General features: G+C 64.1%; 21 protein-coding genes. 15 read left to right on the forward strand and 6 right to left on the reverse strand.

Features of this window, described 5'->3' with window-relative positions; genetic code table 11:
- Positions 1 to 45 precede the first annotated feature (45 nt).
- Together HCR84_RS02240 and HCR84_RS02245 are read right to left on the reverse strand one after the other, a co-directional pair.
- Positions 46 to 1,146, reverse strand: a complete 1,101-nt coding sequence (locus HCR84_RS02240; RefSeq protein ID WP_166982505.1) for a glycoside hydrolase family 172 protein — start codon at positions 1,144 to 1,146, stop codon at positions 46 to 48.
- A gap of 211 nt (positions 1,147 to 1,357) precedes the next feature.
- Complete coding sequence (locus HCR84_RS02245) at positions 1,358 to 2,275, reverse strand: LysR family transcriptional regulator (protein ID WP_166982503.1); 918 nt, start codon at positions 2,273 to 2,275, stop codon at positions 1,358 to 1,360.
- Positions 2,276 to 2,509: 234 nt separating this feature from the next.
- Here HCR84_RS02245 and HCR84_RS02250 point away from each other — a divergent pair, with 234 nt between their 5' ends.
- The 8 genes from HCR84_RS02250 to HCR84_RS02285 all read left to right on the forward strand — a co-directional run bounded on the left by HCR84_RS02250 (position 2,510) and on the right by HCR84_RS02285 (position 11,881).
- A complete protein-coding gene (locus HCR84_RS02250; RefSeq protein ID WP_166982501.1) occupies positions 2,510 to 6,244 on the forward strand; it encodes a bifunctional proline dehydrogenase/L-glutamate gamma-semialdehyde dehydrogenase in 3,735 nt (1,244 codons plus the stop codon).
- 418 nt (positions 6,245 to 6,662) lie between these two features.
- The gene (locus tag HCR84_RS02255) at positions 6,663 to 7,211 is read left to right on the forward strand and encodes a GNAT family N-acetyltransferase (protein ID WP_166982499.1); all 549 of its coding nucleotides are present in this window, start codon (positions 6,663 to 6,665) and stop codon (positions 7,209 to 7,211) included.
- A gap of 72 nt (positions 7,212 to 7,283) precedes the next feature.
- Positions 7,284 to 8,684 (forward strand): DHA2 family efflux MFS transporter permease subunit, encoded by a 1,401-nt coding sequence (locus HCR84_RS02260; RefSeq protein ID WP_166982497.1) that lies wholly within the window; start codon positions 7,284 to 7,286, stop codon positions 8,682 to 8,684.
- A gap of 40 nt (positions 8,685 to 8,724) precedes the next feature.
- Positions 8,725 to 9,996 carry an LCP family protein gene (locus HCR84_RS02265; RefSeq protein ID WP_166982495.1) on the forward strand — a complete coding sequence of 424 codons (1,272 nt, stop codon included), beginning with the start codon at positions 8,725 to 8,727 and terminating at the stop codon, positions 9,994 to 9,996.
- Between the two features lie 116 nt (positions 9,997 to 10,112).
- The gene (locus HCR84_RS02270; RefSeq protein WP_166982493.1) at positions 10,113 to 10,586 is read left to right on the forward strand and encodes a nucleotidyltransferase domain-containing protein; all 474 of its coding nucleotides are present in this window, start codon (positions 10,113 to 10,115) and stop codon (positions 10,584 to 10,586) included.
- Positions 10,583 to 10,942, forward strand: a complete 360-nt coding sequence (locus tag HCR84_RS02275) for a HepT-like ribonuclease domain-containing protein (RefSeq protein WP_166982491.1) — start codon at positions 10,583 to 10,585, stop codon at positions 10,940 to 10,942. Before HCR84_RS02270 ends, HCR84_RS02275 begins: the two co-directional genes overlap by 4 nt.
- A complete protein-coding gene (locus HCR84_RS02280; protein ID WP_268921457.1) occupies positions 10,942 to 11,307 on the forward strand; it encodes a nuclear transport factor 2 family protein in 366 nt (121 codons plus the stop codon). Before HCR84_RS02275 ends, HCR84_RS02280 begins: the two co-directional genes overlap by 1 nt.
- 40 nt (positions 11,308 to 11,347) lie before the next feature.
- Complete coding sequence (locus tag HCR84_RS02285; protein WP_166982487.1) at positions 11,348 to 11,881, forward strand: dihydrofolate reductase family protein; 534 nt, start codon at positions 11,348 to 11,350, stop codon at positions 11,879 to 11,881.
- A 74-nt stretch (positions 11,882 to 11,955) separates the two neighbouring features.
- Here the strand turns inward: HCR84_RS02285 and HCR84_RS02290 are convergent, their stop codons facing one another.
- Genes HCR84_RS02290 through HCR84_RS02300 form a run of 3 tightly spaced genes read right to left on the reverse strand, consistent with a single transcriptional unit; the run spans position 11,956 to position 15,131 of the window.
- A complete protein-coding gene (locus HCR84_RS02290) occupies positions 11,956 to 13,554 on the reverse strand; it encodes a tripartite tricarboxylate transporter permease (RefSeq protein ID WP_166982485.1) in 1,599 nt (532 codons plus the stop codon).
- Positions 13,547 to 14,107, reverse strand: coding sequence for a tripartite tricarboxylate transporter TctB family protein (locus HCR84_RS02295; protein WP_166982483.1), 561 nt, complete (start codon positions 14,105 to 14,107; stop codon positions 13,547 to 13,549). The genes HCR84_RS02290 and HCR84_RS02295 overlap by 8 nt, the downstream gene beginning before the upstream one ends.
- A 4-nt stretch (positions 14,108 to 14,111) precedes the next feature.
- The gene (locus HCR84_RS02300; protein ID WP_166982481.1) at positions 14,112 to 15,131 is read right to left on the reverse strand and encodes a Bug family tripartite tricarboxylate transporter substrate binding protein; all 1,020 of its coding nucleotides are present in this window, start codon (positions 15,129 to 15,131) and stop codon (positions 14,112 to 14,114) included.
- Between the two features lie 172 nt (positions 15,132 to 15,303).
- On the opposite strand from HCR84_RS02300, the gene HCR84_RS02305 reads away from it, so the two are divergent.
- From HCR84_RS02305 to HCR84_RS02320, 4 genes are all read left to right on the forward strand, one after another.
- Positions 15,304 to 16,902 (forward strand): ATP-binding protein, encoded by a 1,599-nt coding sequence (locus HCR84_RS02305; RefSeq protein ID WP_166982479.1) that lies wholly within the window; start codon positions 15,304 to 15,306, stop codon positions 16,900 to 16,902.
- Complete coding sequence (locus HCR84_RS02310; RefSeq protein ID WP_218043607.1) at positions 16,899 to 17,591, forward strand: response regulator transcription factor; 693 nt, start codon at positions 16,899 to 16,901, stop codon at positions 17,589 to 17,591. The genes HCR84_RS02305 and HCR84_RS02310 overlap by 4 nt, the downstream gene beginning before the upstream one ends.
- A 168-nt stretch (positions 17,592 to 17,759) precedes the next feature.
- Positions 17,760 to 18,695 carry an MIP/aquaporin family protein gene (locus HCR84_RS02315; protein WP_166982477.1) on the forward strand — a complete coding sequence of 312 codons (936 nt, stop codon included), beginning with the start codon at positions 17,760 to 17,762 and terminating at the stop codon, positions 18,693 to 18,695.
- Between the two features lie 154 nt (positions 18,696 to 18,849).
- Positions 18,850 to 20,445 carry an AMP-binding protein gene (locus HCR84_RS02320; RefSeq protein ID WP_166982475.1) on the forward strand — a complete coding sequence of 532 codons (1,596 nt, stop codon included), beginning with the start codon at positions 18,850 to 18,852 and terminating at the stop codon, positions 20,443 to 20,445.
- A 51-nt stretch (positions 20,446 to 20,496) separates the two neighbouring features.
- Here the strand turns inward: HCR84_RS02320 and HCR84_RS02325 are convergent, their stop codons facing one another.
- On the reverse strand, positions 20,497 to 20,868 hold the full coding sequence (locus tag HCR84_RS02325) for a GntR family transcriptional regulator (RefSeq protein ID WP_235940907.1): 372 nt from the start codon (positions 20,866 to 20,868) through the stop codon (positions 20,497 to 20,499).
- A gap of 106 nt (positions 20,869 to 20,974) precedes the next feature.
- On the opposite strand from HCR84_RS02325, the gene HCR84_RS02330 reads away from it, so the two are divergent.
- The 3 genes from HCR84_RS02330 (at position 20,975) to HCR84_RS02340 (ending at position 25,593) form a co-directional block, all read left to right on the forward strand.
- The gene (locus tag HCR84_RS02330) at positions 20,975 to 22,486 is read left to right on the forward strand and encodes an FAD-dependent monooxygenase (protein WP_166982471.1); all 1,512 of its coding nucleotides are present in this window, start codon (positions 20,975 to 20,977) and stop codon (positions 22,484 to 22,486) included.
- A gap of 24 nt (positions 22,487 to 22,510) precedes the next feature.
- Positions 22,511 to 23,410 (forward strand): NADP-dependent oxidoreductase, encoded by a 900-nt coding sequence (locus HCR84_RS02335; RefSeq protein WP_166982470.1) that lies wholly within the window; start codon positions 22,511 to 22,513, stop codon positions 23,408 to 23,410.
- 179 nt (positions 23,411 to 23,589) lie between these two features.
- On the forward strand, positions 23,590 to 25,593 hold the full coding sequence (locus HCR84_RS02340; protein WP_195706679.1) for a choice-of-anchor I family protein: 2,004 nt from the start codon (positions 23,590 to 23,592) through the stop codon (positions 25,591 to 25,593).
- The last annotated feature ends 30 nt before the right edge of the window (positions 25,594 to 25,623 follow it).

Below are 25,623 nucleotides of genomic sequence, written 5' to 3' on the forward strand. Positions count from 1 at the left end.
TCCGACGTCGACATAGGTCACGCGCGTGCTGGATATTCTCGCCGATCAGAGAGGCTCGAGTTCGTCGACGTTCGGAAGTTGAGGCCGCGACGTCGATGTCCGATCAAGGTAGAAGAACGCTGTAGACGCAATGTCATCGTGCCGCTGGAGGTACCGGCGGCGCGACCGCCAGCCCAGTGCCTGCACCTGAACCCGCAGTCGCTCCGCGAACCTAATCGGGTCGAGAACGTGCCATCGGTACATGCCGAATCGCTGTTGGCTCTCGTAGAGTCCGTCAGGACGGATCACTTGATGGAGCCCGAGGTACGGAGTCGAGTACAGAGCGTATCCCTCACCCGGGACGTTAAAGTCCCATGCTCCACCGAAGTAGTCCTCGGTCCCCGTGCCGTTGATCGTCGGGTAAGCGGTGTCGCTGTCCATGAAGAACTTCATCTCGCCTTCGCCCCACCAGCCGCGACTGGTGACTCCCCATGCCAGGTAGGTTCCGACATAGTGCCCACGACCCTCAACGTCGTCGAGCAATACGTGTTCAGCTCCGCTGGTGAGTGGATTGCTTCGGTGCCAATGCGCGTGAAACCACCCGTTCGAGCCGGGTGGTCTGCCCTCGTCGTAGGTGATCTCGTAATACAGGTTCTGCGGGGTGTCGCTGAGGTTTTCCACAGTGACCCGCGCCCGTGAATGAAACGGCATCGGCCAATACGAATTGAGACCGCCATTCGGCGCGACCGTCACGGGGATTGAACTGAGGTGGGCATATTGTGCCCACCCTTGCCCAAAGAAGTCTCCAAGCGGTGTCTCCACAGCAGGTTGCTGGTCACTGTCCCAGTACATCCGGAGCACCATCTCGCGCCACGCCTCGTGGCCGGTCGTCATCCAGATGTGGCGAATTGTGCCAGCGCCGTTGACATCGGCGATCTCGGCAGTTGTTCCCGGCTCTACAACGATGTTCGGGGATACTTTCCAACCCGGGCCGAGCTCTCGAGCGAAGTTGGCTCCAGTCCCCTCGATAGCGCTCCCGCCGCCACTTGGAGCCCCGTCGCGGTTCTCCGGACTGATTGAGCGTGTCACGGTGTTGCGGATGCTGGCGAGGCCCTCGACACCACCTGGATGTTGGGCCTGATGATCTTGACTTTCGGTGCCCTGCACGATGCGCCGACCTCCTTGTCGTCGGTACGTATTCCTCGTCTACTGTAAGCGCTTACGAATTGTGCAGGCAAGACATTTTCGGCCTTCGTCAGTTCGTGGCTGCACGTGATGCGCGGCGGGCAGGCAACGATTGTCGAGCGTGGAGCACCCTGCAAAATCGGGAGCGCAGAGGACTCAGGGAGAACGCTTGCGAACTGCGCCGTGACGGTGCTCAGGGCGCGATCTCGGCGACGGCTTCGGCCAGGGCAGCGCGCACGGCGAGCACCCCTGGGCGCGACGCGTTGGCGGGCCGGGCCGAGGTGAAGACCTCCCGCTGCGGATTGCCCGGCAACTCGTGCAGATTCACGGACGGAGCCTCGCCTGCCCACACCAGATCGGGGAGCAGCCCCACGGCGTTGCCGCTGCGGATCAGGCGAATGTGCGCCATAAGGTCGGCGGTTTCGAACCGCACATCCGGCTCGAATCCCGCGTGGCGGCACAGCTGCAGCGCCCAGCTCCGCGACGCCGTGCCCTGCGGCTCCATCACCCAGGGGAGCGTGCGAACGGATGCCGCGAAGTCGTCGACCGTGGCGATCGATGTGTCGACGGCATCCGGTATTGGCGGCATCGCCAGCCGAATCGCGTCGTGCCCGAGCCGCACGCGGTCGAGATCGGTGCGGAGCGCCCGCGTGTGCCCCGGGTATTGCTCGGCGATGACGAGATCGAAGTCGCGGGCGGCCACTTCGAACAGCGCTTCGTCTGGCTCCCGTTCGACGGTGATCACGCGCAATTGCGGATGCTGCTCGGCGACGAGGCTGATCGCGCGCGGAATGATCGCGTGCGCCGCCGACTGAAAGACGGCGAGCCTCACGGTGCCCGACACGGACGCGAGCGTCTGAGACACAGCCGACTCTGCGGCCTCGAGTCCGTCGAGCAGAGTGGCAGCGTGCGCGGCGAGCACCTCGCCCTGTGGCGTCAATGCAACACGGCGTCCCGCCTTCGTCACGAGGGGAACGCCGGCCTCGCGCTCCAGCTGCGCAAGCTGCTGCGACACGGCAGAAGGACTGTAGGCGAGGGCGTCTGCCACGGCCGAGAGGGTGCCACGCTGCTTCAGCTCGTGAAGCACGCGCAACCGTCGCATATCCAGCATCCGCGGCCTCCAGTTTCATGAAGCAAATCTGGTGAATATTGTCGCAGACTCCATGGGTTTGGTGATGAATCCCGGATGCCGTCACGCATTGTGCATGGTCACGGACAACGTGCAGGGGTGTGCGGTTGCACGTTGTCCGTACCTGTGCACATTCTCCGAGGTGGTGGACGCTGCGGCGCGCGAACCGCGCCACTGCTCAGCGCAACTCGCGCGATGGCGTAATAGTCTCGGGGCATGGCACAGGCATCAACGCAGACTCTGCGACAGGACCTCGCTCGCGAAGCGGTGCAGTTGGCGCACACGTGGGTCCGCGAAAGCGCGGACTACCCGACGGACCCCGCTGCTGAACGGCTGGCCGGTGTGTTGAAAGACCCCAACGGGTTGCCCTTCACGGTTGGCTTCGTTGATGGTGTGATGCGGCCCGAGGACCTCTTTGTCGCGGGGTACGGGCTGCAGAAGGTGGCGAAACTGACACCACAGTTTCTGCCCTGGTACATGCGCGCGGCGATCGCGTGCGGGGGAGTTCTTGGCCCGGTGATTCCCGGCATCGTCATTCCGATCTCTCGCCGAGTGCTGCGTGAGATGGTTGGTCACCTCGTTGTCGACGCCACCCCAGAGAGGCTCGGTCCGGCTATTGCCCAGCTGCGCGCAGACGGTTCTCGGCTCAACCTCAACCTGCTGGGAGAGGCTGTGCTTGGCGAGAAGGAGGCGCAGCGTCGCTTCGACGGAACGCTGCGGCTGCTCGAGCGTGACGATGTCGACTATGTGTCGATCAAGGTGTCGTCGATTGTGTCGCAGCTGTCGATGTGGGCGTTCGACGAGGCCGTCGAGCACGTCGTCGAGAAGCTCATTCCGCTCTATCAGGTGGCGGCCGAAGCTGAGAAGCGCGGCCATCGCAAATTCATCAACCTCGATATGGAGGAGTATCGCGATCTCGACCTCACGATCGCGGTCTTCACGCACGTGCTCGAGCACGATGATCTGAAGTACCTTGAGGCAGGCATCGTGCTGCAGGCCTATCTGCCCGACGCTCTCTCTGCCATGCAGCAGCTCACAGCCTGGGCTCGCGTGCGCCGCAGCGGTGGCGGAGCCCCCATCAAGGTGCGCCTCGTGAAGGGCGCGAACATTCCGATGGAGAACGTCGACGCGCAGGTTCACGGCTGGCCCGCGGCGCCGTACTCGTCGAAGCAAGACACCGACGCGAACTACAAGCGCGTGCTCGAGTGGTCGATGACCCCAGAGAACACAGATGCCGTCAGGGTCGGCGTCGCCGGGCACAACCTCTTCGATGTCGCGTACGCGTGGCTTCTTGCGAAGCAGCGCGGCGTGTCGGATGCCGTTGACTTCGAGATGCTTCTCGGCATGGCCACCGGGCAGGCGAAAGCCGTGCGAAGGGTGGTAGGCAACCTGCTTCTCTACACGCCCGTCGTCAACCCGCATGAGTTCGACGTCGCCATTTCGTACCTCATCCGCCGGTTGGAAGAGAACGCGTCGACAGAGAACTTCATGTCTGTCGTCTACGAGCTGCACGAGAACAACACGCTGCTCGAGCGGGAGACGAAGCGCTTTCTCGCGTCGATCGAGGAGCTGGGGCGTGACGGCGGCGCGCCTCCCGAGCCTAACCGAACGCAGAACAGGCAGACAGAATGGACGCTCGCGGGCGAAGTGTCGGCAGACGCCTCAGCCGAGGGCGTCGAGCCCGCGGCATCCACAACCGCTGATCTCTCTGCTGACCTCGCCGCTGGAGTCACGACTGAGCAGGCAGACGACGGGCTCACGCAGCAGGTGCTTCATCTGGGCCGACCAGCCGGCGACAAGCCGGGGCCCTTCGACACAACACGCGTCTTCACCGGACGATTCGACGCCGTCACGCGCAGCGACGCCGGAATGCCCGGATTTCACAACACCCCAGATACCGACCCGGCACTCCCGGCGAACCGCGAGTGGGGCCGGGAGATCATTGCCCGCATGGAGGCATCGCGTCTCGGCATCGACAATGTTCAGGCAAACACGGTGACGGATGCTTCTGAGCTGGAGCGCATCATCGAGACGGTGCGAACCGCAGGTGCCGAGTGGGGCGCGAAATCGGGTGCCGAGCGCGGTGCCGTCATCGAGCGTGCCGGCGATGCGCTGTCCGCGCACCGCGACAGTCTTCTCGAAGTGATGGGCTCTGAGACGGGCAAGACCATCGCCGAGGGAGACCCCGAGGTGAGCGAGGCAGTCGACTTCGCCCACTACTACGGCGCGCAGGCACGCCAGCTCGACCGCGTGCAGGGCGCCGTCTTCGAGCCGTCGAAGCTCATCGTCGTGACGCCGCCGTGGAACTTCCCCCTCGCCATTCCGACCGGAGGGGTGCTCGCCGGGCTCGCGTCGGGCGCCGGCGTGATCATCAAGCCCGCACCGCAGGCCGAGCGGACCGCCGCGGTCATGGTGGAAGCGCTGTGGGAGGCCGGTGTTCCCCGCGAGTTGCTCGCCTATGTTTCCATCGAGGAGGGCGAGCTCGGCAAACAGCTCATCTCGCACGACGCGGTCGATCGTGTGATTCTGACCGGTGCGTGGGACACCGCCAAACTGTTCCGCTCGTGGAAACCGACGCTGCCGCTGCTGGCCGAGACGAGCGGCAAGAACGCACTCGTGGTGATGCCGAGCGCAGACATGGACCTCGCGGCGGCCGATCTCGTAAAGAGCGCTTTCGGTCACGCGGGGCAGAAATGCTCGGCATCCAGTCTGGTGATTCTCGTCGGTTCGGCTGCCAAGTCAGAGCGGTTCCACCGCCAGCTCGTGGATGCCGCCATGTCGCTGCGCGTCGGGTACCCCTCAGACCCGAGCGCACAGATGGGGCCGATCATCGAACCCGCAGAGGGCAAGCTGCTTCACGCCCTCACCGAACTCGGCGTCGGTGAAGAGTGGCTCGTCGAGCCGAAGCGCCTCGACCGGTCGGGGCAGCTGTGGTCTCCCGGCATCCGCACCGGTGTGAAGGCGGGGTCGTACTTTCACCTCACCGAGTTCTTCGGGCCCGTGCTCGGTGTCATGCACGCCCGAACCCTCGACGATGCGATTCGCTACGTCAATGCGATCGAGTACGGCCTCACCTCGGGGTTGCATACCCAGGATCCGAACGATCTTGCTGAATGGCTCGCCGGTGTTGAGGCCGGCAACCTGTACGTCAACCGAGGCATCACCGGCGCCATCGTGCAGCGTCAGCCGTTTGGCGGGTGGAAGCGCTCATCGGTCGGAGCGGGTACGAAGGCGGGCGGCCCGAGTTACCTGTATGGCTTGGGGTCGTGGCGTCCGGCGCGCGGAAGCTCCAGCTCGACACTTCACCTGCGCGGTCTCGACTCGCGCATCACGCGCCTGATTGAGTCGGCGCAGCCGTCGATGGAGTACGAGCAGTTCGATGTGCTGCGTCGCAGTGCGCTCTCGGACGCCGTGGCCTGGGCGAACGAGTACGGCGAAGTGACGGAGGCAACGGGGCTCGATGTGGAGCGCAACCTCCTGCGCTACCGCGCGATGCCCGTCGCGATCCGCGCAACAGTCGACGCTGCGCTCAGCGAGGTGCTGCGTGTCGTCGTCGCAGGGGTTCGCGCCAGGTCGCGGGTGACGGTGAGCACCGCAGCTGCGCTGCCGACAGCGGTGCTGCGGGTTCTCGATGGGCTGGGCGTCCCGGTCACCGTGGAGTCCGATGCCGAGTGGGTGCAGCGCACGGCGCATCCGCCGGTTCGTGCCGGTGAGGCGGATGGGTCGCGTGTTCCACGTGTGCGCCTTGTGGGGTCGGATGCCGAGCGGCGCGCTGCTCTTCACCGCGAGCTTGCCGACGCCGTGGAGGGCGACCCCGACCTCGCCATCTATGCCGGCCCCGTGACGCAGTCCGGCCGTGTGGAGATGCTGCCGTTCCTGCGTGAGCAGTCGATCTCGATTACGATGCATCGCTTCGGCACCCTCGACCCGTGGAGCAACGACGTCATCTAACGCTCTGGCTGCCCCATCTGACGCTCTGGCTGCCCCATCTGACGCACTGCCAGGTGCCCACCGTCGCGCCCAGTCTGCTCCCGGCCATCGCGGGCCATTTTCTGCTACTTCAGCTCGAGTTTTTCCAGCAGAAAGTGGCCCGCGGTCAATGGGACTTTTGGGAGGCGTGGATGCTGACCGCCAGGTGTGTGCAGGCACGGCCAGATGTGTGTGCAGGCACGGCCAGATGTGTGTGCAGGCACGGCCAGATGTGTGCAGGCATGCGATGCCGTGCACGCCGCCACGGCGCTGGCGTACGCATCGAGACGATTGCCTCGTCCGATGCGGCGTTCGACGGCATCCCGGGCCTGAACGCGTGGACTCTCTCGCCGGCTGAATTCCCGGATGCTGTTCCAGACACGCCCGTTACGGTGATCGTATGGGTATCTCACTGACGAGACTGGATCCGACCGGCAACGATCGCGACGCACTGATCGATTTCATGACGGGGAACGATTTCCCTTTCCACATGAACACGCAGCCCACGCGAGAAAGCGTCATGCGCGGCATCGACGACGGTGCGTACCGTGACGAGGACAACGACTCGTACTGGATCGACCACTCCGACGCAGGGCGGATCGGGTTCGCCCGGCTCGAAGATCTTTCGGAGTTTGCGCCGCTGTTCGACCTGCGCCTGAGCAGCGAGTTTCGTGAGCGTGGGTTCGGAGTGCCGGTGCTGCGCGCCATGACTGAGCTGGTGTTCACAAGCATGCCCGGCGTAACGCGGTTCGAGGGGCAGACGCGCGAAGACAACGCGGCGATGCGCCGCGTCTTCGCTCGAGCAGGCTGGGTGCTCGAGGCCTACTACCGTGAAGCATGGCCCGTACACGGGGCCGATCCTGTGGCCTCCGTCGCGTATTCGCGATTGCGACGAGACTGGACATCGGGCGAGACAACGCCCGTTCCCTGGAACGAACTGATCGGGTGAGTTCGCGGTCAGCGCAGTGCTGACGCGGCTCTTCTCTCGACTCCGTCTGGTCGCCGGGGCATAATCGAAATCATGGATGCTGTCGCGCCAGGCCCGCGCGCAAAGAAGCTCGTACTCGTCGTGGCGATCCTCGCTTCGTTCGTGTCGTTTCTCGACGGCTCGATCGTCAACGTTGCGCTGCCGGCAATTGAGAACGAGTTCGGCGGCGGCCTCGCCGTGCAGCAATGGGTCGTCGATTCGTACATGCTCACGCTCGGCGCGTTCATTCTGCTCGCCGGTTCGTTGTCTGACTCGTTCGGCCGCGGTCGCGTGCTCACCGCGGGACTCATCTGGTTCGGCATCACGTCGCTGCTGTGCGCGGTCGCGCCGACAGCATCCCTGTTGATCGTCGCTCGCGCTCTGCAGGGCATCGCCGCCGCGCTGCTCGTTCCGAGCTCACTTGCGATCATCACGTCGACATTCGACGACAACGAACGCGGCCGAGCGATCGGCACATGGACGGCGTGGACCGGAACAGCCATGATCATCGGCCCGCTGCTCGGCGGCGGGCTCGTCGACCTCGTCAGTTGGCGTCTGATCTTCGGCATCAACGTTCTTCCCATCGTCGTGACTCTTGTGCTCATGGTGCGGATGCCGCGACAGCCGCGCCCCGAGGCTGCAACGCGCGTCGACATTCTCGGCGCCGTGCTCGGAGCTGCGGGGCTCGGCGGTCTCGTGTTCGCGCTCATCGAGCAGCAGCGGTTCGGCTGGGTGAGCCCGATCGTCTTCATTCCGCTCGTGGTCGGCATCGCGGCATCCATCGCCTTCATCATCTGGCAGGCGAAGTCGAGGGCGCCGATGCTTCCGCTGAGCCTCTTTCGCGCACGCAACTTCTGGGTCGGCAACGTGGCGACGGTGTTCGTCTACGGCGCGCTGAGCTTCGGCACGTTCGTGATCGTCATCTACCTGCAGCAGGTCGCCGGATTCGCCGCAACCCTCGCCGGTGTCGCGCTCATGCCGCCGACGCTCGTGATGCTTGCGCTTTCCGGTCGCATGGGAGATCTGGCCAGCCGGTTCGGTCCGCGCTTCTTCATGAGTGTCGGCCCGATTGTCGCAGGGCTCGGGTTTGCGTTGATGCTCATGGTCGCGCCCGACATCAACTATTGGCTGCAGCTACTCCCCGGACTTCTGATCTTCGGCCTCGGTCTCTCGATCACCGTCGCCCCGCTGACGAGTGCCATTCTCGGGGCCATCGAACCGGCTCGAGCGGGAATAGCCTCGGCAGTGAACAATGCTGTCTCGCGCGTTGCGGGACTCGTGAGCGTCGCGTGTGCCGCCCTGATCATCGGCGGCACCCTCGATATCGACGGTTACCGGCGAGCGATGGCGGCGACGGCGATCATGCTCGTGGCGGGCGGAATCATCTCGGGCCTCGGCATCGTGAACAGGCGGCTCCCAGCGGACGCTGTGAATCTCCCAGACTCAGGCGGGTAGTGTTCCCCACCATGCTCAAAATCAGCCGAAGGATGCTGCCATGAGTCGGCGCGACGCGAATGAAGCGCCGGTGCGCCATGGCCGTCAGCCGCGTCGCAGCGGCCTGCGGACGACGCTGAAGGTGGCCATCGCGTCGGTGGCGGTGCTGGCGTTGACCGTTGTCGGCGTTGCCGCGTGGGGCGTCGCCGACATCTTCGGCCGGCTCGATCGCGGGGGAGTGTCGCTTCCGGGAAATTCCGGGCAGCCGGTCCCCGACGTCAACGCGATCGAGGGCGGCTTCAACCTTCTGCTTGTCGGCAGCGACAGCCGCGAGGGGCAAGGCGACGGCTTCGGCGATCCGAAGCAGCTCACGGGGCAGCTCAATGACGTCACGATCCTCGTGCACATCTCAGAAGACCACTCGAATGCGACGGCCATTTCGATTCCACGCGATACCTTCGTTGACGTTCCGGCGTGCCCGTACCCACAAGACGAAGACGGCACTGTTCCCGAGGGCGAGCAGCCTCCAGCCGGCATCCAGAAGGTGAACACCACACTGAAGCACGGCGGTCTCGGCTGTACGGCAGCGACAGTGCAAGAACTTACCGGGCTGACCGTGCACTACGCCGGCGCCATTCAGTTCAATGGCGTCACGGCCATGGCCAATGCGATCGGCGGCGTCGAGGTGTGCTTGAGTGAGCCCATCGTCGATCCGAAGACCAATCTTGATCTGCCGGCGGGCGACGTCACGCTGAAGGGCGAGACGGCGCTGCAGTTTCTGCGTACGCGCTACGGCGTCGGCGACGGCTCTGATCTCGGCCGCATCAGCAACCAACAGGTATACATGTCGGCGCTCATGCGCAAGATTCTGTCTGGGGAGACGCTCTCCAACCCGGTCAAGCTCTACAACCTGGCAAATGTCGCTGCCGACAACATGACGCTGTCGAACGAGCTCAGCAATCCCAACACCATGGTGTCGATTGCGTTGGCGCTCAAGGGCATGCCTACCGAGAACATCACGTTCGTGAAGTATCCCACCGGCTCGGGAATGCTCAATGGTCAGGAGGGCGAGATTCCGGTTGAGGCGGATGCCGCAGCCTTGCTCGACGCGGTGAAGGCAGACCGCAGCCTGTCCATCACGGGTGGTACCGGTGAATACGGCGCTGTGCCGAAGGACGGGGACTCCACCGAACCTCCTGCGGACGATGGCGAGACAACGCCCCCCGAGGATGATGCGACCGCTCCGCCCTCCACAGACGGCCCCGTCGAGCTGCCCGACAGCGTGAAGGGTCAGACGGCGGCGGACGAGACCTGCTCGAACGGAAACGGCTGACCTGAGATTGCGCCGAGCTGAGAGACTCGGGGTGCCGAGGTGCAAGGCAGCCTGTGTCTCGTAAGTGCGGCAGAGTTTCGTGGGTACGGCACCCACCTTGTTGATAAGATGTCCTTATGCAACTGGTCGACGAGTACTTCAACGCACAGCGGAGTGAAGGGATTTCACGCCTTCGCCGCGTGATTGCATTGCGAGCGATGATCGCGACCGGAATGACGCAGCGGCGTATCGCCGATGTGCTGGGAATCACTCAACCTGCAGTGAGTCAGCAGCTGAAGTTCGCACCGGATCTCGGCTCTGTGCACCCGGAGATGCTTCTTGAGTCTGCTGCGGAGATTCTCAAGACCGTGGCCGAAGAGCGCGGATACAGCAGTCTTGCGGTGTTTGGGTCGACCGCCCGCGGCGAAGCCGAGAGTGGGTCGGATATCGACCTCCTCGTTCAAGCACCGACGGGAACGTCGTCGTTCGCTTTCGTTCAGTTCAAGCAGCTGATTGAGCAGATCCTGGGGCGCAAGGTGGACCTCGTGTCGTACGGGGGTCTGAAGCCGCATTTGGATAACGATATTCGCGAAGAAGCAGTGCTCCTGTGATCAATCGTGCCGTGTCGAAGGAAGTACTTCACATACATGCATGGCTGCAGCGGGTCGCCGAAATTGTGCGGCACGGTCGAGAGGCCTATATGCGAGACGAGCTCTTGCAGGAGGCAGGCGATTCGCTGATGATGAAGTTGGGCGAAGCCGCAAAGAGGCTCTCTCGCCTCGAACTGCTCGCGCCCGATGGGGTGGATTGGTCGCTTGCCATTGCCAATCGCAACTTCATTATTCATCAATATGATGAAGTAGACCGAGAACAGACGTGGCTCACGCTCTCGCAAGATCTGCCTCGATGGCACTCATCATTGCGACCGCTGATTGAGGACGCACAGATTGCACTTGGGCTTTCATGATGCGGGCATCTCGCGAATGGTTGAGGCAAATACAGCATGCCGAGATAGCACTGCAATCGCCGGAAGTGCGCGGCGACGCTGCCCGGGTAGACGCCCTGCTGCACGATGACTTTGCCGAGATCGGGCGCTCGGGTCGGCTGTGGACGCGCGACGAGATTCTCGCCATGCTCGCTGACGAAACGCGCGGTGAATCGCCGCAGACCGCTGAATGGCAGTTCACAGAGCTTGCGCCACACAACGTGCTCGTGACATACGCCATTGTGCGGGAAGGCGACGTCTTCAGCCGGCACTCGTCAATCTGGGATCTCAGCTCAAGCGAGCCGCGTCTGCGATTCCACCAGGGAACCCGGGTAGCCGAACACTGACACTGCCCAGGCGTTGGCTGCTGGACGTAGCATCAGCCACATGACTACCCACTACTACACGGCATCGAGCCTTGACGGGTTTATCGCGACTCCCGAGAACTCACTTGACTGGCTGCTGAAACAAGATATCGATCTCGAGGGCCCGATGGCGTACCCCGCGTTCATCGACAGCATGGGCGCCATCGCCATGGGCGCGACGACGTACGAGTCGATTCACGCTGAAGAAGACGACGACGGATGGCCCTACACGCGGCCGACGTGGGTCTTCACGCATCGGGCTCTTCCGGTGACAGAGGGTGCCGATGTGCGCATTGTTCAGGGCGATGTTCGTCCCGTGCACGCCGAGATGACGGCTGCCGTGCCGGGCAAAGACCTCTGGGTCATGGGCGGAGGCGAACTCGCTGGGCAGTTCGCCGATGCGGGTCTTCTGGACGAAGTCTGGGTGCAGTATGCGCCTGTCACACTTGGCGCGGGCGCTCCGCTTCTGCCTCGAGCCCTCGACCTCGAGATCATCGATGTCGTGCGCAATCGTGCATTCACCTGCGGTCGGTATCGCGTGCGCGGGGCTCTCTAATCGCGGATGGAGAAAAAGGGCGGATGCCGCTGACGCAGCATCCGCCCACTGTGCCCTGACTCACCCGGGCGTGGTCACTCCTCCTGGGGGCCGGAACGGTGTGACCCCTCGGTGACCTGCGCGTCAACCGAGATCGCCTCGCGTTCCCTGGTGGCCAGATCTTCTGCTGCGAGACGAGCCTCGAGCTTTGACTGGCGATGACGCAGCCACAGGCCGGCGATCATCACGAGAAGCAGGAACGCGTACGCGCCGATCGCGAACGGACTCGTGACAAGGTAGATCGGGTCGCCCTGACTGATCATGAGTGACTTGCGCAGTTGCTCCTCTGCCATCGGACCGAGGATCATGCCGATCACCAGCGGCGCGACGGGGTAGCCGTAGCGGCGCATGAAGAAGCCGGCAACGCCGAGCACGAGCAGAATGATGACTTCGCGGTAGTTAAATTTGTTCGCGTAGGCACCAAACCCGGCGAACACCAGGATGCCCGCATAGAGGTAGTGCCGCGGAATCTGCAGCAGCTTCACCCACATTCCCACGAGCGGCAGGTTGAGCACGACGAGCACGAGGTTGCCGATGTACAGGCTCGCGATGAGCGCCCACACCAGCGCAGGCTGGCTGTCGAACAGCAGGGGGCCAGGGCGGATGCCGTAGGTCTGCAGTGCCGAGATCATGATTGCGGCCGTGGCTGTCGTTGGCAGCCCGAGCGTCAGAAGAGGCACGAGCACGCCGGCAGCAGCTGCATTGTTCGCCGCCTCCGGCCCGGCGACGCCCTCGATCGCACCCTTACCGAACTGATCCTTGCGCTTCGAGAGCTTGCGCTCCGCCGCATACGACAGGAACGTCGCGACGTCGGCGCCACCCGCTGGAACAGTGCCGATCGGAAACCCGATAGCCGATCCGCGAAGCCACGGCTTCCACGACCGCTTCCAGTCGTCACGTGACATCCAGGTGCGCCAGCCGCTCGTGATCGGAACCACAGAGACGGGGCCGCGACGCAGCCGCGATGCGACGTACAGCGTCTCGCCCACGGCGAAGAGCGCGACGGCAACGATCACGACAGACACCCCGTCTGCGAGCACGGGAGCGCCGAAAGTGAACCGCTGCTGGCCGCTCGTCACGTCGGTGCCGACGAGCCCGAGCAGCAGTCCGCCCATGAGCGAGATGATGCCGCGCATCGGCGACGACCCGAGAAGCGCACCAACCGTGACAAAGGCGACGATCATGAGTGCGAAGTAGTCGTTTGGCCTCAACGAGACGGCCCAATCAGCGAGAAAAGGTGCAACAAACGTGAGGGCGATCGTCGCGAGGGTTCCCGCGATGAACGATCCGATTGCCGCCGTCGCGAGAGCGGCGGCCCCTCGCCCGAGCTTTGCCATCTTATGACCCTCGAGCGCCGTCACAATCGATGCTGATTCGCCCGGGGTATTCAGCAGAATTGACGTCGTCGAGCCTCCGTACATGCCGCCGTAATAGATGCCCGCGAACGCGATCATCGCCGCCGTCGGGTCGAGCGTGTACGTGAGGGGAAGCAGCAGCGCAACCGTCATGGCCGGGCCAATGCCGGGCAACACGCCGACGGCGGTTCCCACGAGCACTCCGAGCAGCGCGAACAGTAGGTACTGAGGCTGAAGGGCTGTCGCGAACCCGTTCAGCAGAAGGTCGATGCTATCCATTGAAGATCGGTATCCAATTCAGAAGCGGCCCGGCCGGAAGCGAGAGCCCAAGACCGACGCCGAAGGCGAGTTCGATCAGGATGCCGAGCACCACCCCGGCGACGGCTGCACGCCAGAGCGACTTCGCCCCAAGTGCCCACGCCGCGCCGAAGAAGAGCAGCGCAGCGGCGAACGGCCAGCCGATGTAATCGATGAGAAATGCGTGGGCGAGAAAGAAGACGACGAGCTTCGCAACGGTGAGCCAGTCCGTTCCCTTCGCCGCATCAGCATCCTCGCTGTCTTCTGCTTCGCCCCGCGCGCCGAAGAAAACGGCGATGAGCGTCGCGACTCCCACAAGCGTCAGAGCACCTCCGACGATGTACGGAAACACCTGCGGGCCGACCGTGTTTGCTGTCGGGGGCACGTGAATCTGACTCGCGACGACGAGGGCGACGATGCCGATCGCCACGCACGACACGGCGAAGACGATCTCGCCGATCGTGTTGGCCGGCCGTGCTGCGACTGTGCGGGGCTCCCGCTCTGTAGCGGGAGCCCCATCGTGCTGCACAGACATGATGCTAGATCAGCCCAATGTTCTTGAGCGTCTTGGTGACAGACTCGATGTCAGCTGTGATGAAATCATCGAACTCGTCGCCAGCCATGAACGCGTCGGCCCAGCCCTTCTTCTCGAGCTCGTCTTTCCAGACGCCCGTTTCGTACATCTGCGTCACGATGTCGACAAGGGCGTCGCGTTCGTCGTCGGAAATGTCTCCTGGAGCGAGGACTCCGCGCCAGTTTGTCAGCTCGACGTCGTAGCCGGCCTCGACGATCGTCGGGGTGTCGGGAAGCAACTCTGAACGCTCGGGGGACGAAACGGCGAGTGCACGCAGACTGCCTGACTCGATGTGCTCAGAGAACTCGGCAACGCCAGAGATTCCGGCCGAGACGTTGTTGCCGAGAAGCATCGTCACAGCCTCTCCGCCACCGGAGTTGGCGATGTAGTTGAGCGTTGAGTTGGTGTCTTCCGGAGCGACACCCGCGGCGGCGAGCAGCTGGCCGGCCAGAATATGATCGGCACCGCCGGCCGATCCGCCGGTAATCGTGACATCCTTCTTGTTCTTCACGACGTCTTCGACGAGATCTTCGAGTGTCTTGTACTTCGAGTCAGCGGGAACGACGACGACGAGTGCCTCTTCGGTGAGCTTCGCGATGGGCGTCGTGTCTTCGATGCGCGTCGCCGATTCGTTCGTTTCAACCGCGCCGACCATGACCAGCCCCGTCACGAACAGCGTGTAGGGGTTCTTCTCGGTAGCAAGCGAGGCGAGCCCGACAGTTCCGCCCGCCCCTCCGATGTTGGTGACCGGGGCGTCGTCGACGATCTTCTCCTGGGTCAGCACCTGCTGCATGGTGCGGCCGGTCTGGTCCCAGCCGCCACCCGGGTCAGCGGGAACAATGATGTCGACACTCGATGGGCCGTCGGCTGAGTCGCCTCCGCCCCCACCCGCCTGCGCGGAGCACCCCGTGAGTGCGAGTGACGCAACTGCTGTGATCGCTGTGACGCCGATACCCCATCGACGTCGATTTCGGCTGTGTGCCATGGGAACGTGATCCTCCTCATTGAGTGATGCGTGCCCTCGGTGCAGAGGGCTGGCAGTGACACTAGGGGCGAAACGGGGCATGGCGAAAGCATCCGGTCATTGAGTGCATTGTGGTCATTGTGGTCACGGATGCCGGTGGGTTCGCGTGCCCGGCCGATGCGACAATGTTGCAATGACTCGGCCAATGTCGCTACGAGTGCAGCTGCTTGTGCTGCAGGTGTCGATCGTGCTCGTCACCGTGGTGACGGCCGGCGTGGCATCGTCGTGGTTTCAAGAGCGAGAACTGCGCGAGGCTTATAAGAACCGCATGATCTCCGTTGCCGAGTCCATCGCGTCGATGCCTGCGATTCTCAATGCCTTCGACGACGAAGACCCGGCCGAGACGATTCAGCCGATCGCCGAGGTGATTCGTCAGGCATCGAACGTCACCTACGTCGTCGTGACGGATGCTGACGGCATCCGATACTCGCACCCCAACGAAAGCCGAATCGGCAAGCGGGTATCGACAGACCCGTCCGTTCCCCTGTCTGGTGGGATGTATGTCGGAACGCAGACGGGAACGCTGGGGGAGTCGTGGCGGGTGAAGGTGCCGGTGTTTCACCGCGACGAGGTGATCGGAACCGTCTCTGTCGGCATGCTTGAGTCGATGCTCGACGAGGCTCTCGTCGCCGATACCCTGCAGCTCGTGATCGTGCTCTCGATCGCGGCCGGGCTCGGTGTGCTCGGTTCGGCGTGGGCGACGCGGGTGATCAGACGACGTATCTACTCGCTCGAGCCGGAAGAGATCGCGGCGCTGCTCGAAACCAGGGACGCGATGCTTCACGGCATCCGCGAAGGGATCGTCGCCGTTGATGATCGGCAGCGCATCGCCCTCATCAACGATGAAGCGAGGCGCCTGCTCGATCTCGACGACGAACACTACGTTGGCAGGGCAGCCGTCGATGTGCTGGAAACCGCGGTGCTCGAACTTGTCGATGAGGGTGACGTCGACGAGCGACTCATCTTGGCCGGGCACCGTGTGCTGATCGCGCACAGCGACCGGGTCAGCGTGCCCAGCGGGCCGACGGCAAGCGTGCTCATTCTGCGCGACCATACGCACCTGCACGAGATGCTGCGAGAGCTTGAGGGCGTGCAGAGTCTGGCCGAGGGGCTGCGGGCACAGGCACACGAGTTCTCAAACCAGCTGCACGTGATCTCAGGGCTCATCGAGCTGGGTCACACAGACGAGGCCGTCGCAATCATCGAGCGCACAAACGGCGGCGGCACGTTGAACGGCGACAGCGCTCACCCGGGGATTGTCGATCTTGAAGTGGGCGCGCTGCTCATCTCGCTCGATGCCCGGGCGCGCGAACGGGCGATCGTACTCGACATCGATCCGCAGAGCTCGCTGCGCGACCTCTCGGAAAGCATGGATGCCCGCATCGACGTGTTGACGGTGGTCGGTAACCTCATTGAGAACGCATTTGACGCCTGCGACCTGGGCGGAACTGTGAACGTCAGCATCCGAGACGATTCGGGCTGTGTCGTTGTCGTGAGCGATGACGGCGAAGGTGTTCCCGATGAGTTGGCACAGCGCATCTTCGATACCGGAGTGTCGACAAAGACCTCGGCGAACGGTCGTCGAGGCATCGGGCTTGCGCTCGTTCGCCGAATTTCCCGCCGACGCGGTGGAGACGTCACCGTGGCCGCTGAGCCGGGCGGGGGCTCGACATTCACTGCCGTGCTCGCCAACGTGAACACGCTGGCGGCACTACAGGGGAGCGTCTCGTGACTCCGTTCACTGTGCTTGTCGTGGACGATGACTTCGCTGTTGCAGAAATTCACAAACGCTTTATCGAGTCGCTCGCCGAGTTCACCGTCGTCGCAGCAGCGCACTCGGGATCACAGGCGCTTCGCCAGGCGCGATCGCTGAGGCCCAACCTCATTGTGCTCGATCTGTACCTACCCGATATCGGAGGGCTCGACGTTCTCGCCGAATTGCGTGCGGACGACACGACACGAGACATCGACGTGATCGCCGTCACCGCAGCCCGCGATCTTGACAGTGTGCGAAGAGCCAAGCTGGGCGGTGCTTTCCGCTACCTAGTGAAGCCCTTCAGCGCGGGGATGCTGCGGGACGCGCTGGCTGAGTTCGCGCGCACAAGGCGCCAGCTCGATACGCAACCGCGTGCGACGATCGATCAGTCGTCAATCGACGTGTTCATGCACGGTGGGCGCGTGAATCTGCCGCAGGCGACGCTGCCAAAAGGGATCGGCAAGTCGACGCTCGAGAAGGTGGCTTCCGCCCTTGCCAATGAGCCGGACTCGGCATCCGCCGCTGAAATCGCTGAAACAACGGGTCTCTCGCGAGTGAGTGCGCGACGCTACCTTGAGTTTCTCACGGAGATTGGGCGTGCGACAGTGACTCCCCGTTACGGCCAGGCCGGTCGGCCGGAGCTGCGCTACTCGGCAGTGCGCTGACGACCACTCAGCCCATCGGGCGCGCACGCCTGCCCGTGCAGCGCGTGCCGTGCGTTGCTGTGCTCTTGTGCGCCCCGCAACGCGGGCGTACTGTGCAAAATGAGAGCCCCGTTGTACACGAGACCCTCGGAAGTAGAGACATCGATGTCGATACCCAGGAGGCTCATCATGAGTGACATCACACCTCTGCGCGGTGCGCTGCGACACGGCAGCGGCCTGAAGCGCCTGAACGGCACGTGGGGGGAGGTGCTCGCGGAATTTCTCGGAACATTTGTTCTGATCGCTTTCGGGGACGGAGTCGTCGCCATGGCTGTCGCCGGTTTGCCGGGTTCTGGGCGCACCGAAGACCCAACATCGTTTTTTCTCGGTGCGGGTGACTGGCTGCTGATCGGCTGGGGATGGGCGTTCGCTGTGGCGTTCGGCGTCTACGTCGCCGGGGGAGTGAGCGGCGCCCACATCAACCCCGCGGTGACGCTGGCGTTTGCTGTGCGACGCAAGTTTCCGTGGAAGAAGGTCGTGCCGTACATCGTTGCCCAGGTTGTCGGGGCGTTCGTCGGTGCGGCGCTGGTGTACCTGTTGTACTTCGATGCGATCAATGCGTTCAACGAGGCCATGGGCGTCGCCCGAACGGATCCAGACGGGAACATCACGTTCTCAATCTTCGCGACATTCCCTGCGCCCTATTTCGACGGCAACATGTGGATTCCGCTTGCCGACCAGATCGTGGGCACAGCATTCCTCGTGATGTTCGTTGCGGCAATCATCGACATGCGCAATGCTGCTGTGAAAGCGGGGCTTGGCCCGCTTCTGATCGGCCTCGCCGTAGCGGCGATCGGTATGTCGTTCGGTGCAAACGCCGGGTATGCCATCAACCCAGCCCGTGACTTCGGGCCGCGGCTGTTCGCATGGATGGCAGGCTGGGGTGACGTCGCCCTACCCGGTACCGTCGATGGCTCATTCAGCGCCTACTTCTGGGTGCCGATCGTCGGGCCGCTCATCGGCGGTGTTGTCGGTGTGCTTCTCTACGACCTCTTTATCGGTGACATCCTCCACTCGCGCGACCTCGTGAACAAGGCCGAGCCAGCAGGGCGAACGCGCAACTGAACGCCAACAGTTCCCCCTGTGCGACACTTCCGGATCTGCGCCGCTGATTTTTCTGTGGCGCAGATCCGATTGCGCAGCGCGCTCCAGTGGGAAGATAGACGGCAACCCCTTCCGGCACTCCGGAGCACGCACGACGATTCAAAGGAGAAGCATCGTGTTCTACAGCCCGTTCCCCGACGTGGAGATTCCCGATCTCAGCGTCTATGACTATCTCTTCGGTGACCTGACAAATGAGGATGCCGCCCGCGTTGCCCTCATTGATCCGGCCACCGGAGCCGAGACGACGTACGGGGCGCTGAAAGCCCAGATTGATGCGTTCGCCGGCGCTCTCGCTGCGCGCGGAGTCGACAGCGACACTGTTGTCGGGCTTCTGTGCCCGAACGTGCCGGTGTTTGCCACGGCATTTCATGGTGTGCTTCGTCTCGGCGCCGCGGTGACATCGTTCAATTCGCTGTACACGGCAACCGAGATCGAGAGTCAGATTCAGGATGCCGCGGCCACGTGGATCATCACTGTCAGCCCGCTGCTGGCCGCCGCAGCCGAGGCAGCTGAGGCCCGCGGCATCCCCGCCGATCACGTGATCGTGCTCGACGGCGCTGACGGTCACCCGAACCTGCGTGAGCTGCTCAGCGAGCAGCGCACCCCGCCTGTGGTCACCCTCGACCCAGCTACACACCTCGCCGTACTGCCGTACTCGTCGGGAACGACGGGAACCCCGAAGGGAGTGGAGCTCAGTCACCGCAACCTCGTCGCCAATGTCGAGCAGTCGCGGGTGATCATCGATCTGCGCGACACCGACCGGGTGCTCGCCGTTCTGCCGTTCTTCCACATCTACGGCATGACTGTGCTGCTCAACCTCGCGCTTCGGCAACGCGCAAGCCTCGTCACAATGCCGCGGTTCGACCTTGAGGAGTTTCTGTCGAACATTCAGGAGCACGGGTGTACGTATCTCTTCATTGCGCCGCCGATCGCGGTGGCTCTCGCGAAGCATCCGATCGTCGACAACTACGATATTTCGACGGTGCACTCGGTTTTCTCGGGGGCGGCGCCGCTTGACGGTGAAACGGCAGAACTCGCGGGGCACCGCATTCACGCCCGCGTCATGCAGGGCTACGGACTTACCGAGACGAGCCCCGTCACACACGCAGTGCCGGTGGCGCGTGACGATATTCCGCTGAGCTCAATGGGCGTACTGCTTCCAAACACGGTGTGCAAGCTTGTCGACACAGACAGCGGCGGTGAAATCACCGAATTCGGTGCCGACGGCGAGACGGCGCCTGGTGAGCTCTGGATCAAGGGGCCGCAAGTGATGATGGGGTACCTCAATAAGCCAGACGAGACGGCGCACGCCATTGACGACGACGACTTCTTCCACACCGGCGACGTCGCCACCGCGAGCGAGGGCGGATGGTTCTCCATCGTCGACCGCGTGAAGGAGCTCATCAAATACCACGGTTACCAGGTGCCTCCCGCAGAGCTCGAGGCGCTGCTGCTCGGGCACCCGGGAATTGCCGACGTTGCCGTCATCGGAGTGAAGGACGATGACGGCCAGGAGATTCCGAAGGCGTTCGTCGTGCCCGCTGCCGACGGGAACGTCACGGCTGACGATGTGATGGCCTACGTCGCCGAGCGGGTTGCTCCATACAAGAAGATTCGGCGCGTCGAGTTCATCGAGTCGATACCAAAGTCGAGTTCGGGAAAGATTCTGCGCAAAGACCTTCGTACTCGGGAGGGCGCTGCGACGTCGTAACGCTTTTCGACGGCAGCGCCTTTCGATGGCAGAGTTTTCTCAATGGCAGAGTCAGGGACGGATGCCGAGGGCCGCCCGCGCGTAGTCGAGGGCGCTCGCGGCATCCACCTTCAGCTCGTGCGCAAGCTGGGCGTAGTCGTGCGCGGCGCGCTGCAGGCGCTGCTGTGTGGCGTCGCCCTGCGCCGCGACGAACGATCCGCTGCGGCCGCGTGTCTCGATGAGACCGTCTTCTTCGAGAGCGCGGTACGCCTTGGCAACGGTGTTGGCCGCGAGATGGAGCTCTGTGGCGAGCCCGCGCACGGTCGGCAGCTTCTCGCCTGCGGCGGCGCGCCCGCTTCTGACGGCATCGATCAGCTGAGCGCGCAGCTGCTCGAACGGCGGCTCGTACAGCTCCGGATCAATCGCTGAGAATGGCTCGGCCACTTGACTCCCGTCGTCGATTCGGCACATGCGAGGTGAGACAAGTGTGGCAAGGGCATGCGGATGCCGCAAGCTGCACGTGAGGGTCGCGCGGGCGTACGGTGGAGTGATGGACGCCGACATCATCGTGGTCGGAGCCGGCCCGACCGGTCTCATGCTCGCCGCCTGGCTGGCAGAGTTGAACATCGACGCCGTCATCGTCGACGGCAAGCACGAACCGACGCGGGAGTCGCGAGCGCTCACCCTTCAGGCACGCTCGCTCGAGATCTATGAGCAGCTGGGGCTCGCCAAGCGGGTGATGGGCGAGGTGCGTGTGGCAGAGGGCGCGCGCCCCGGGTACGAGCGGCAGACATTCAACGCCGTCGAGTTCGGTGCGATCGGTGCAGGACAGACAGCGTACCCCCGGCTGTACATTCTCGAGCAGAGCCGCAACGAGAGCATTCTCAGTGACGCGCTGCGCGATCACGGGCACGATGTGGAATGGGGAACGACGTTTGCCGGAGCCGAGACGATCGACGGCGGCGTCGCCGTTCGCCTCGTCGACGACGCGGGGACGGAACGCACGATCACCGCCCGCTATCTCGTTGGCGCCGACGGGGCATCGTCTGCCGTGCGCGAGGCTCGGGGAATCGCCTTCGAGGGAACAACGAGTGCCCAGAGTTTCTGCGTCATCGACGCGATCGGTGTCACGGGCCTTGATCCAGACCTCGTCAACATTCGTGCCTCAGAGAGCGACCTGCTGCTGACGTTCCCTATGGAGGGCGAACGCCACGCCCGCGTGCTCACGCTCGTGACAGAAGACTCCGACGACCCGGATGCCGCAACGGACGCCGTTCGCGACAGAATCGGCACGGTCTTCGGCGTGACGTGGCAGTCGCTCTCCTGGTTTGCCACCTATCGCGTGCACCATCGCGTTGCCGAGCGGTTTCGCGACGGAGCGGTGTTTCTGGCGGGAGACGCCGCCCATCTTCACTCGCCCGTTGGAGCCCAGGGAATGAACACCGGGCTGCAAGACGCCCACAATCTCGCGTTCGCATTCGCCGACGTGCTGAAGAACGGCGCTGACGACAGCATCCTCGACAGGTATGAGATCGAGCGGATGCCGGTGGCCCACCACCTGATCGAGACGACAGACCGGGCGTTCTCGTTCGTCACCTCGCGTGACATCGTGCCGCGAACGCTGAGGCGCATCGGCCCGCGGCTGCTCGGGCCGATTATCACGAGGGTTGTGCCGCGCACGTGGGTGGGAAACCGCGGCTTCGGCTATCTCGGCCAGCTGCGTGTGAGATACCGCATGCCGGGGAGCGTGCATGCCGGCGGCCGCAGAGATGACATCGTCGGTCGGCGGTTGCCGTGGACGGGCGGCAACTTCGAGACGCTGCGCTCACTGAAATGGCAGGTTCACGAGTACGGAAGCGTGAATCCTGGTGTTGTGAGCGCGCTGGAGCGCGAACTGGGCTGCGAGGTGCACGTCTTTGCCGCTGCCCCCAAAACGCCGCTTGTGGCGGGCGAGTTCTATCTCGTTCGGCCCGACGGATACGTTGCCGCTCGGGCACGCGCCTCAGAGGCCGCTGGGTCGTTTGCCGCTGCACTGCCCGGTCGTCGTACCCTCGAAGGGTAGGCACAGACGTTCGGGAGGCGCTTCATGCTGGCGGTCAGCTATGACGAGTTCGGTGACAGTTCGGTGATGCGTGTGGGGCCGCGTGACGAGCCGCACGCGCGTGAGGGCCGCGTGCGCATCCGCGTTCAGGCAGCGGGCGTGAATAGGGCAGACATCAAGAAGCGCAACGGCCAGATGGGCGAGGCGACGTTTCCCGCCACCCCGGGGTTCGAAGCCTCGGGCATCGTCGACGAGGTCGGGGACGGCATTGAGCATGTTGCCGTCGGAGACGAGGTTTTCGGCTGGGGTTTTCGCACCCACGCCGAGTTCGCCGTGCTGAAGCACGTCGTGCAGAAGCCGCCGATGCTCGGGTGGACGAATGCCGCCGCGCTGCCTATGGTCACGGAGACCGCCGAGCGCAGCCTTCGCCTGCTGAACGTGCGGGAAGGCCAGACGCTCGTCATCGAGGGTGCGTCCGGCGGAGTCGGTGCGGCCGCTGTGCAGCTCGCCCGTGCCCGCGGTGCTCGCGTGATCGGCACGGCATCTGAGCGCAACCATGAATACCTCGCATCGCGCGGCGCTGAACCCGTCAGGTACGGTCGCGGCATCAGCGAACGCGTGCGTGGACTCGCGGATCACGTGGACGCCGTGCTCGACACCGCCGGCTCCGGGTCGCTGCCCGAGCTGATCTCCCTCGTCGACGACGCCGCACAGGTGGTGTCGGTGGCGGACTTCAGTGCTCCGGAGCTGGGAGCGCGGGCGACGGGCGGTGGAGCAGATGGCGCGTGGGACATCCTTACCGAGGTGCCGCGGCTCATCGCAACGCACGAGTACGGAGTTCGCGTTGACTCGGTGTTTCCACTCGTGGATGCCGCGGCCGCTTTCGACCGCGTCGAGAAGGGCAGGCCGCAGGGCAAGGTCGTGCTCGACGTCTCGCTTTCGTAGCGCGAGCGGTCAACGATTCGGAACTTTCGTGGCGGCGACGGCGTGTTGCCGTCGGACCCGCCGCACGGGCGTCGAGATTTCCGAATCTGTGAACAGAGTTCTGACGCGCAACCGGTTGTTCACCGGCCTGACATCCCGTACCTCTACAAAGACAGGGCCCCCTCTCACCGGAAGGTCCCATGTCACAGTCACGCCCTGCGGCACGTTGCGCGCTCGCCGCATCCGCCATCATTGTCGCCTCACTTGCTCTCTCTGTGCCCGCAGCTGCCGCCCCGGCAACGCCCGCGATCACACACTCAGCACCCGGCGCCGCGCTCGCACTCTCGGTGCTCGGAAGCTACGAGACCGAAGTCTTCGACGAGTCCGCCGCTGAGATCGTCGCCTACTATGACGGCCGCAGCTACACCGTCAACGCGCAGAAGGCCGTCGTCGACGTCGTCGATGTGAGTGATCCGAGCACGCCATCGTTGCTGTACTCCATCGGCGCAACCGGCGTCGCAAACTCGGTGGCGATTCGGGACGACGGCCTCGGTGTCGTCGCCCTTGAGGCCGAAACCAAGACGGATGCCGGCAGGCTCCTGCTCTTTGACGCGAACGCGGAGTCTGCCCGCATCCTCGGTTCGGTCGAGGTGGGTGCGCTGCCCGACATGGTGACGATCAGCGACGACGGCAGCTACGCCGTCATCGCCAACGAGGGCGAGCCGTCGGAAGACTTCGACGTCGATCCCGAAGGATCGATCAGTGTCGTGACATTGCCCGCGACCGTCGCGGCACCGGCACAGGATGCCGTGCGCACGGCGGACTTTCACGACTTCGAGGCGGGCGGCTCGAAGACCCTCGACCCTGCGGTGCGCATCTTCGGGCCGACGCCCGAGTCTGACCTTCCGATCTCGCGCAACCTCGAGCCGGAGTACATCGCCGTCTCGAACGGCACAGCGTATGCCGCGCTGCAAGAGGCGAACGCTGTCGCCGTGATCGATCTGGCGACGGCATCCGTCACCGAGATCTGGCCACTCGGGTACAAAGACCACGGCGCGATTGCCAACGGACTCGATGCGTCTGACCGCGACCCCGAAGACGGCCCTACCGCGAACATCTCCACATACGATGGACTGTACGGCGCCTACATGCCCGACGGCATCAGCGCATACACGGTGGGTGGCGAGACGTACCTTGTCACGGCAAACGAGGGCGACTCGCGCGAGTGGGGCGACTTCGTGGATGCCGCACGGGTGAAAGACCTGGGTGATGACGGCCTCGCGCCTGTGTGTGCGACGAGTCCGCTCTCGGGCGCGACGGGCGACGCCGATCTGGGGCGTCTCACCGTGATCTCCGACCTGGGGTTGTCTGACGACGGGAGCTGCTATGAGAACCTGTATGCGTTTGGTGGCAGATCGTTCTCGATCTGGACGACATCAGGTGAGCTTGTCTTCGACTCCGGAGACGCATTTGAGCGGATCACGGCCGAGGCGATCCCCGAGTTCTTCAACTCAAACCACAGCGAGTCGAATCGCGAGGGCCGCAGCGACGACAAGGGCCCCGAGCCCGAGAGCGTGACGCTCGGGGAGATCGACGGTCGAACGTATGCGTTCGTCGGCTTTGAGCGTGTGGGCGGAATCGCCGTGTACGACGTTGCCGACCCTGCTCAATCGTCGTTCGTCACGTACCTGAACAACCGCGACTTTTCCGTGTCGGTTGAGGATGCTGATGCCCCCGTTGCCGTGCTGTCGGCCGCGGGAGACTTGGGCCCCGAGGGAATCGCGTTCGTGTCGGCCGCCGCATCGCCGACGGGCGAGGCGATGCTCGCCGTTGGCAATGAGGTATCAGGGACGACGAGCTACTACGGCATCGCGCTGATGGCCGCCGAGGGCGAGATCCCGGGCGAGGGAACAGATGGCCCAGACGACGGTTCAGGCGACGGTTCGGAGCAACCGGGTGACGGCGCGAACGATGGTGAGCCGGGCGCGGGCGCGGGCGCGGGTGACGGTGCTGACGGCGAAGCCAGCGAGGCGAGCGATGGTGCTGCTTCAGGCGATGACGCTGTCGACGAGGCGTCGGATGAGCTGCCGTACACGGGAGCCGATGCCGGGCTGGTCGTCGTGCTTTCTGCGCTTGCCGCCGCCGTGATCGCGATCGGCACCACAGTGCTGATCGTGACGCGCCGTCGCGGCATACGTCGCTGAGCGGTTCCGGGAGCGACCACCCTTGGCGCC

Source organism: Paramicrobacterium fandaimingii, from assembly GCF_011751745.2.
GTDB classification, from domain to species: domain Bacteria; phylum Actinomycetota; class Actinomycetes; order Actinomycetales; family Microbacteriaceae; genus Paramicrobacterium; species Paramicrobacterium fandaimingii.

Bases quoted from the DNA above. Each gene is read 5' to 3' on its own strand.
- HCR84_RS02245 (WP_166982503.1), bottom strand. From the start codon at position 2,275: ATGCTGGATATGCGACGGTTGCGCGTGCTTCACGAGCTGAAGCAGCGT.
- HCR84_RS02280 (WP_268921457.1), top strand. From the start codon at position 10,942: ATGCGGGCATCTCGCGAATGGTTGAGGCAAATACAGCATGCCGAGATA.
- HCR84_RS02270 (WP_166982493.1), top strand. From the start codon at position 10,113: ATGCAACTGGTCGACGAGTACTTCAACGCACAGCGGAGTGAAGGGATT.
- HCR84_RS02285 (WP_166982487.1), top strand. From the start codon at position 11,348: ATGACTACCCACTACTACACGGCATCGAGCCTTGACGGGTTTATCGCG.
- HCR84_RS02265 (WP_166982495.1), top strand. From the start codon at position 8,725: ATGAGTCGGCGCGACGCGAATGAAGCGCCGGTGCGCCATGGCCGTCAG.
- HCR84_RS02315 (WP_166982477.1), top strand. From the start codon at position 17,760: ATGAGTGACATCACACCTCTGCGCGGTGCGCTGCGACACGGCAGCGGC.
- HCR84_RS02295 (WP_166982483.1), bottom strand. From the start codon at position 14,107: ATGTCTGTGCAGCACGATGGGGCTCCCGCTACAGAGCGGGAGCCCCGC.
- HCR84_RS02300 (WP_166982481.1), bottom strand. From the start codon at position 15,131: ATGGCACACAGCCGAAATCGACGTCGATGGGGTATCGGCGTCACAGCG.
- HCR84_RS02305 (WP_166982479.1), top strand. From the start codon at position 15,304: ATGACTCGGCCAATGTCGCTACGAGTGCAGCTGCTTGTGCTGCAGGTG.
- HCR84_RS02340 (WP_195706679.1), top strand. From the start codon at position 23,590: ATGTCACAGTCACGCCCTGCGGCACGTTGCGCGCTCGCCGCATCCGCC.
- HCR84_RS02335 (WP_166982470.1), top strand. From the start codon at position 22,511: ATGCTGGCGGTCAGCTATGACGAGTTCGGTGACAGTTCGGTGATGCGT.
- HCR84_RS02250 (WP_166982501.1), top strand. From the start codon at position 2,510: ATGGCACAGGCATCAACGCAGACTCTGCGACAGGACCTCGCTCGCGAA.
- HCR84_RS02260 (WP_166982497.1), top strand. From the start codon at position 7,284: ATGGATGCTGTCGCGCCAGGCCCGCGCGCAAAGAAGCTCGTACTCGTC.
- HCR84_RS02255 (WP_166982499.1), top strand. From the start codon at position 6,663: ATGGGTATCTCACTGACGAGACTGGATCCGACCGGCAACGATCGCGAC.
- HCR84_RS02290 (WP_166982485.1), bottom strand. From the start codon at position 13,554: ATGGATAGCATCGACCTTCTGCTGAACGGGTTCGCGACAGCCCTTCAG.
- HCR84_RS02330 (WP_166982471.1), top strand. From the start codon at position 20,975: ATGGACGCCGACATCATCGTGGTCGGAGCCGGCCCGACCGGTCTCATG.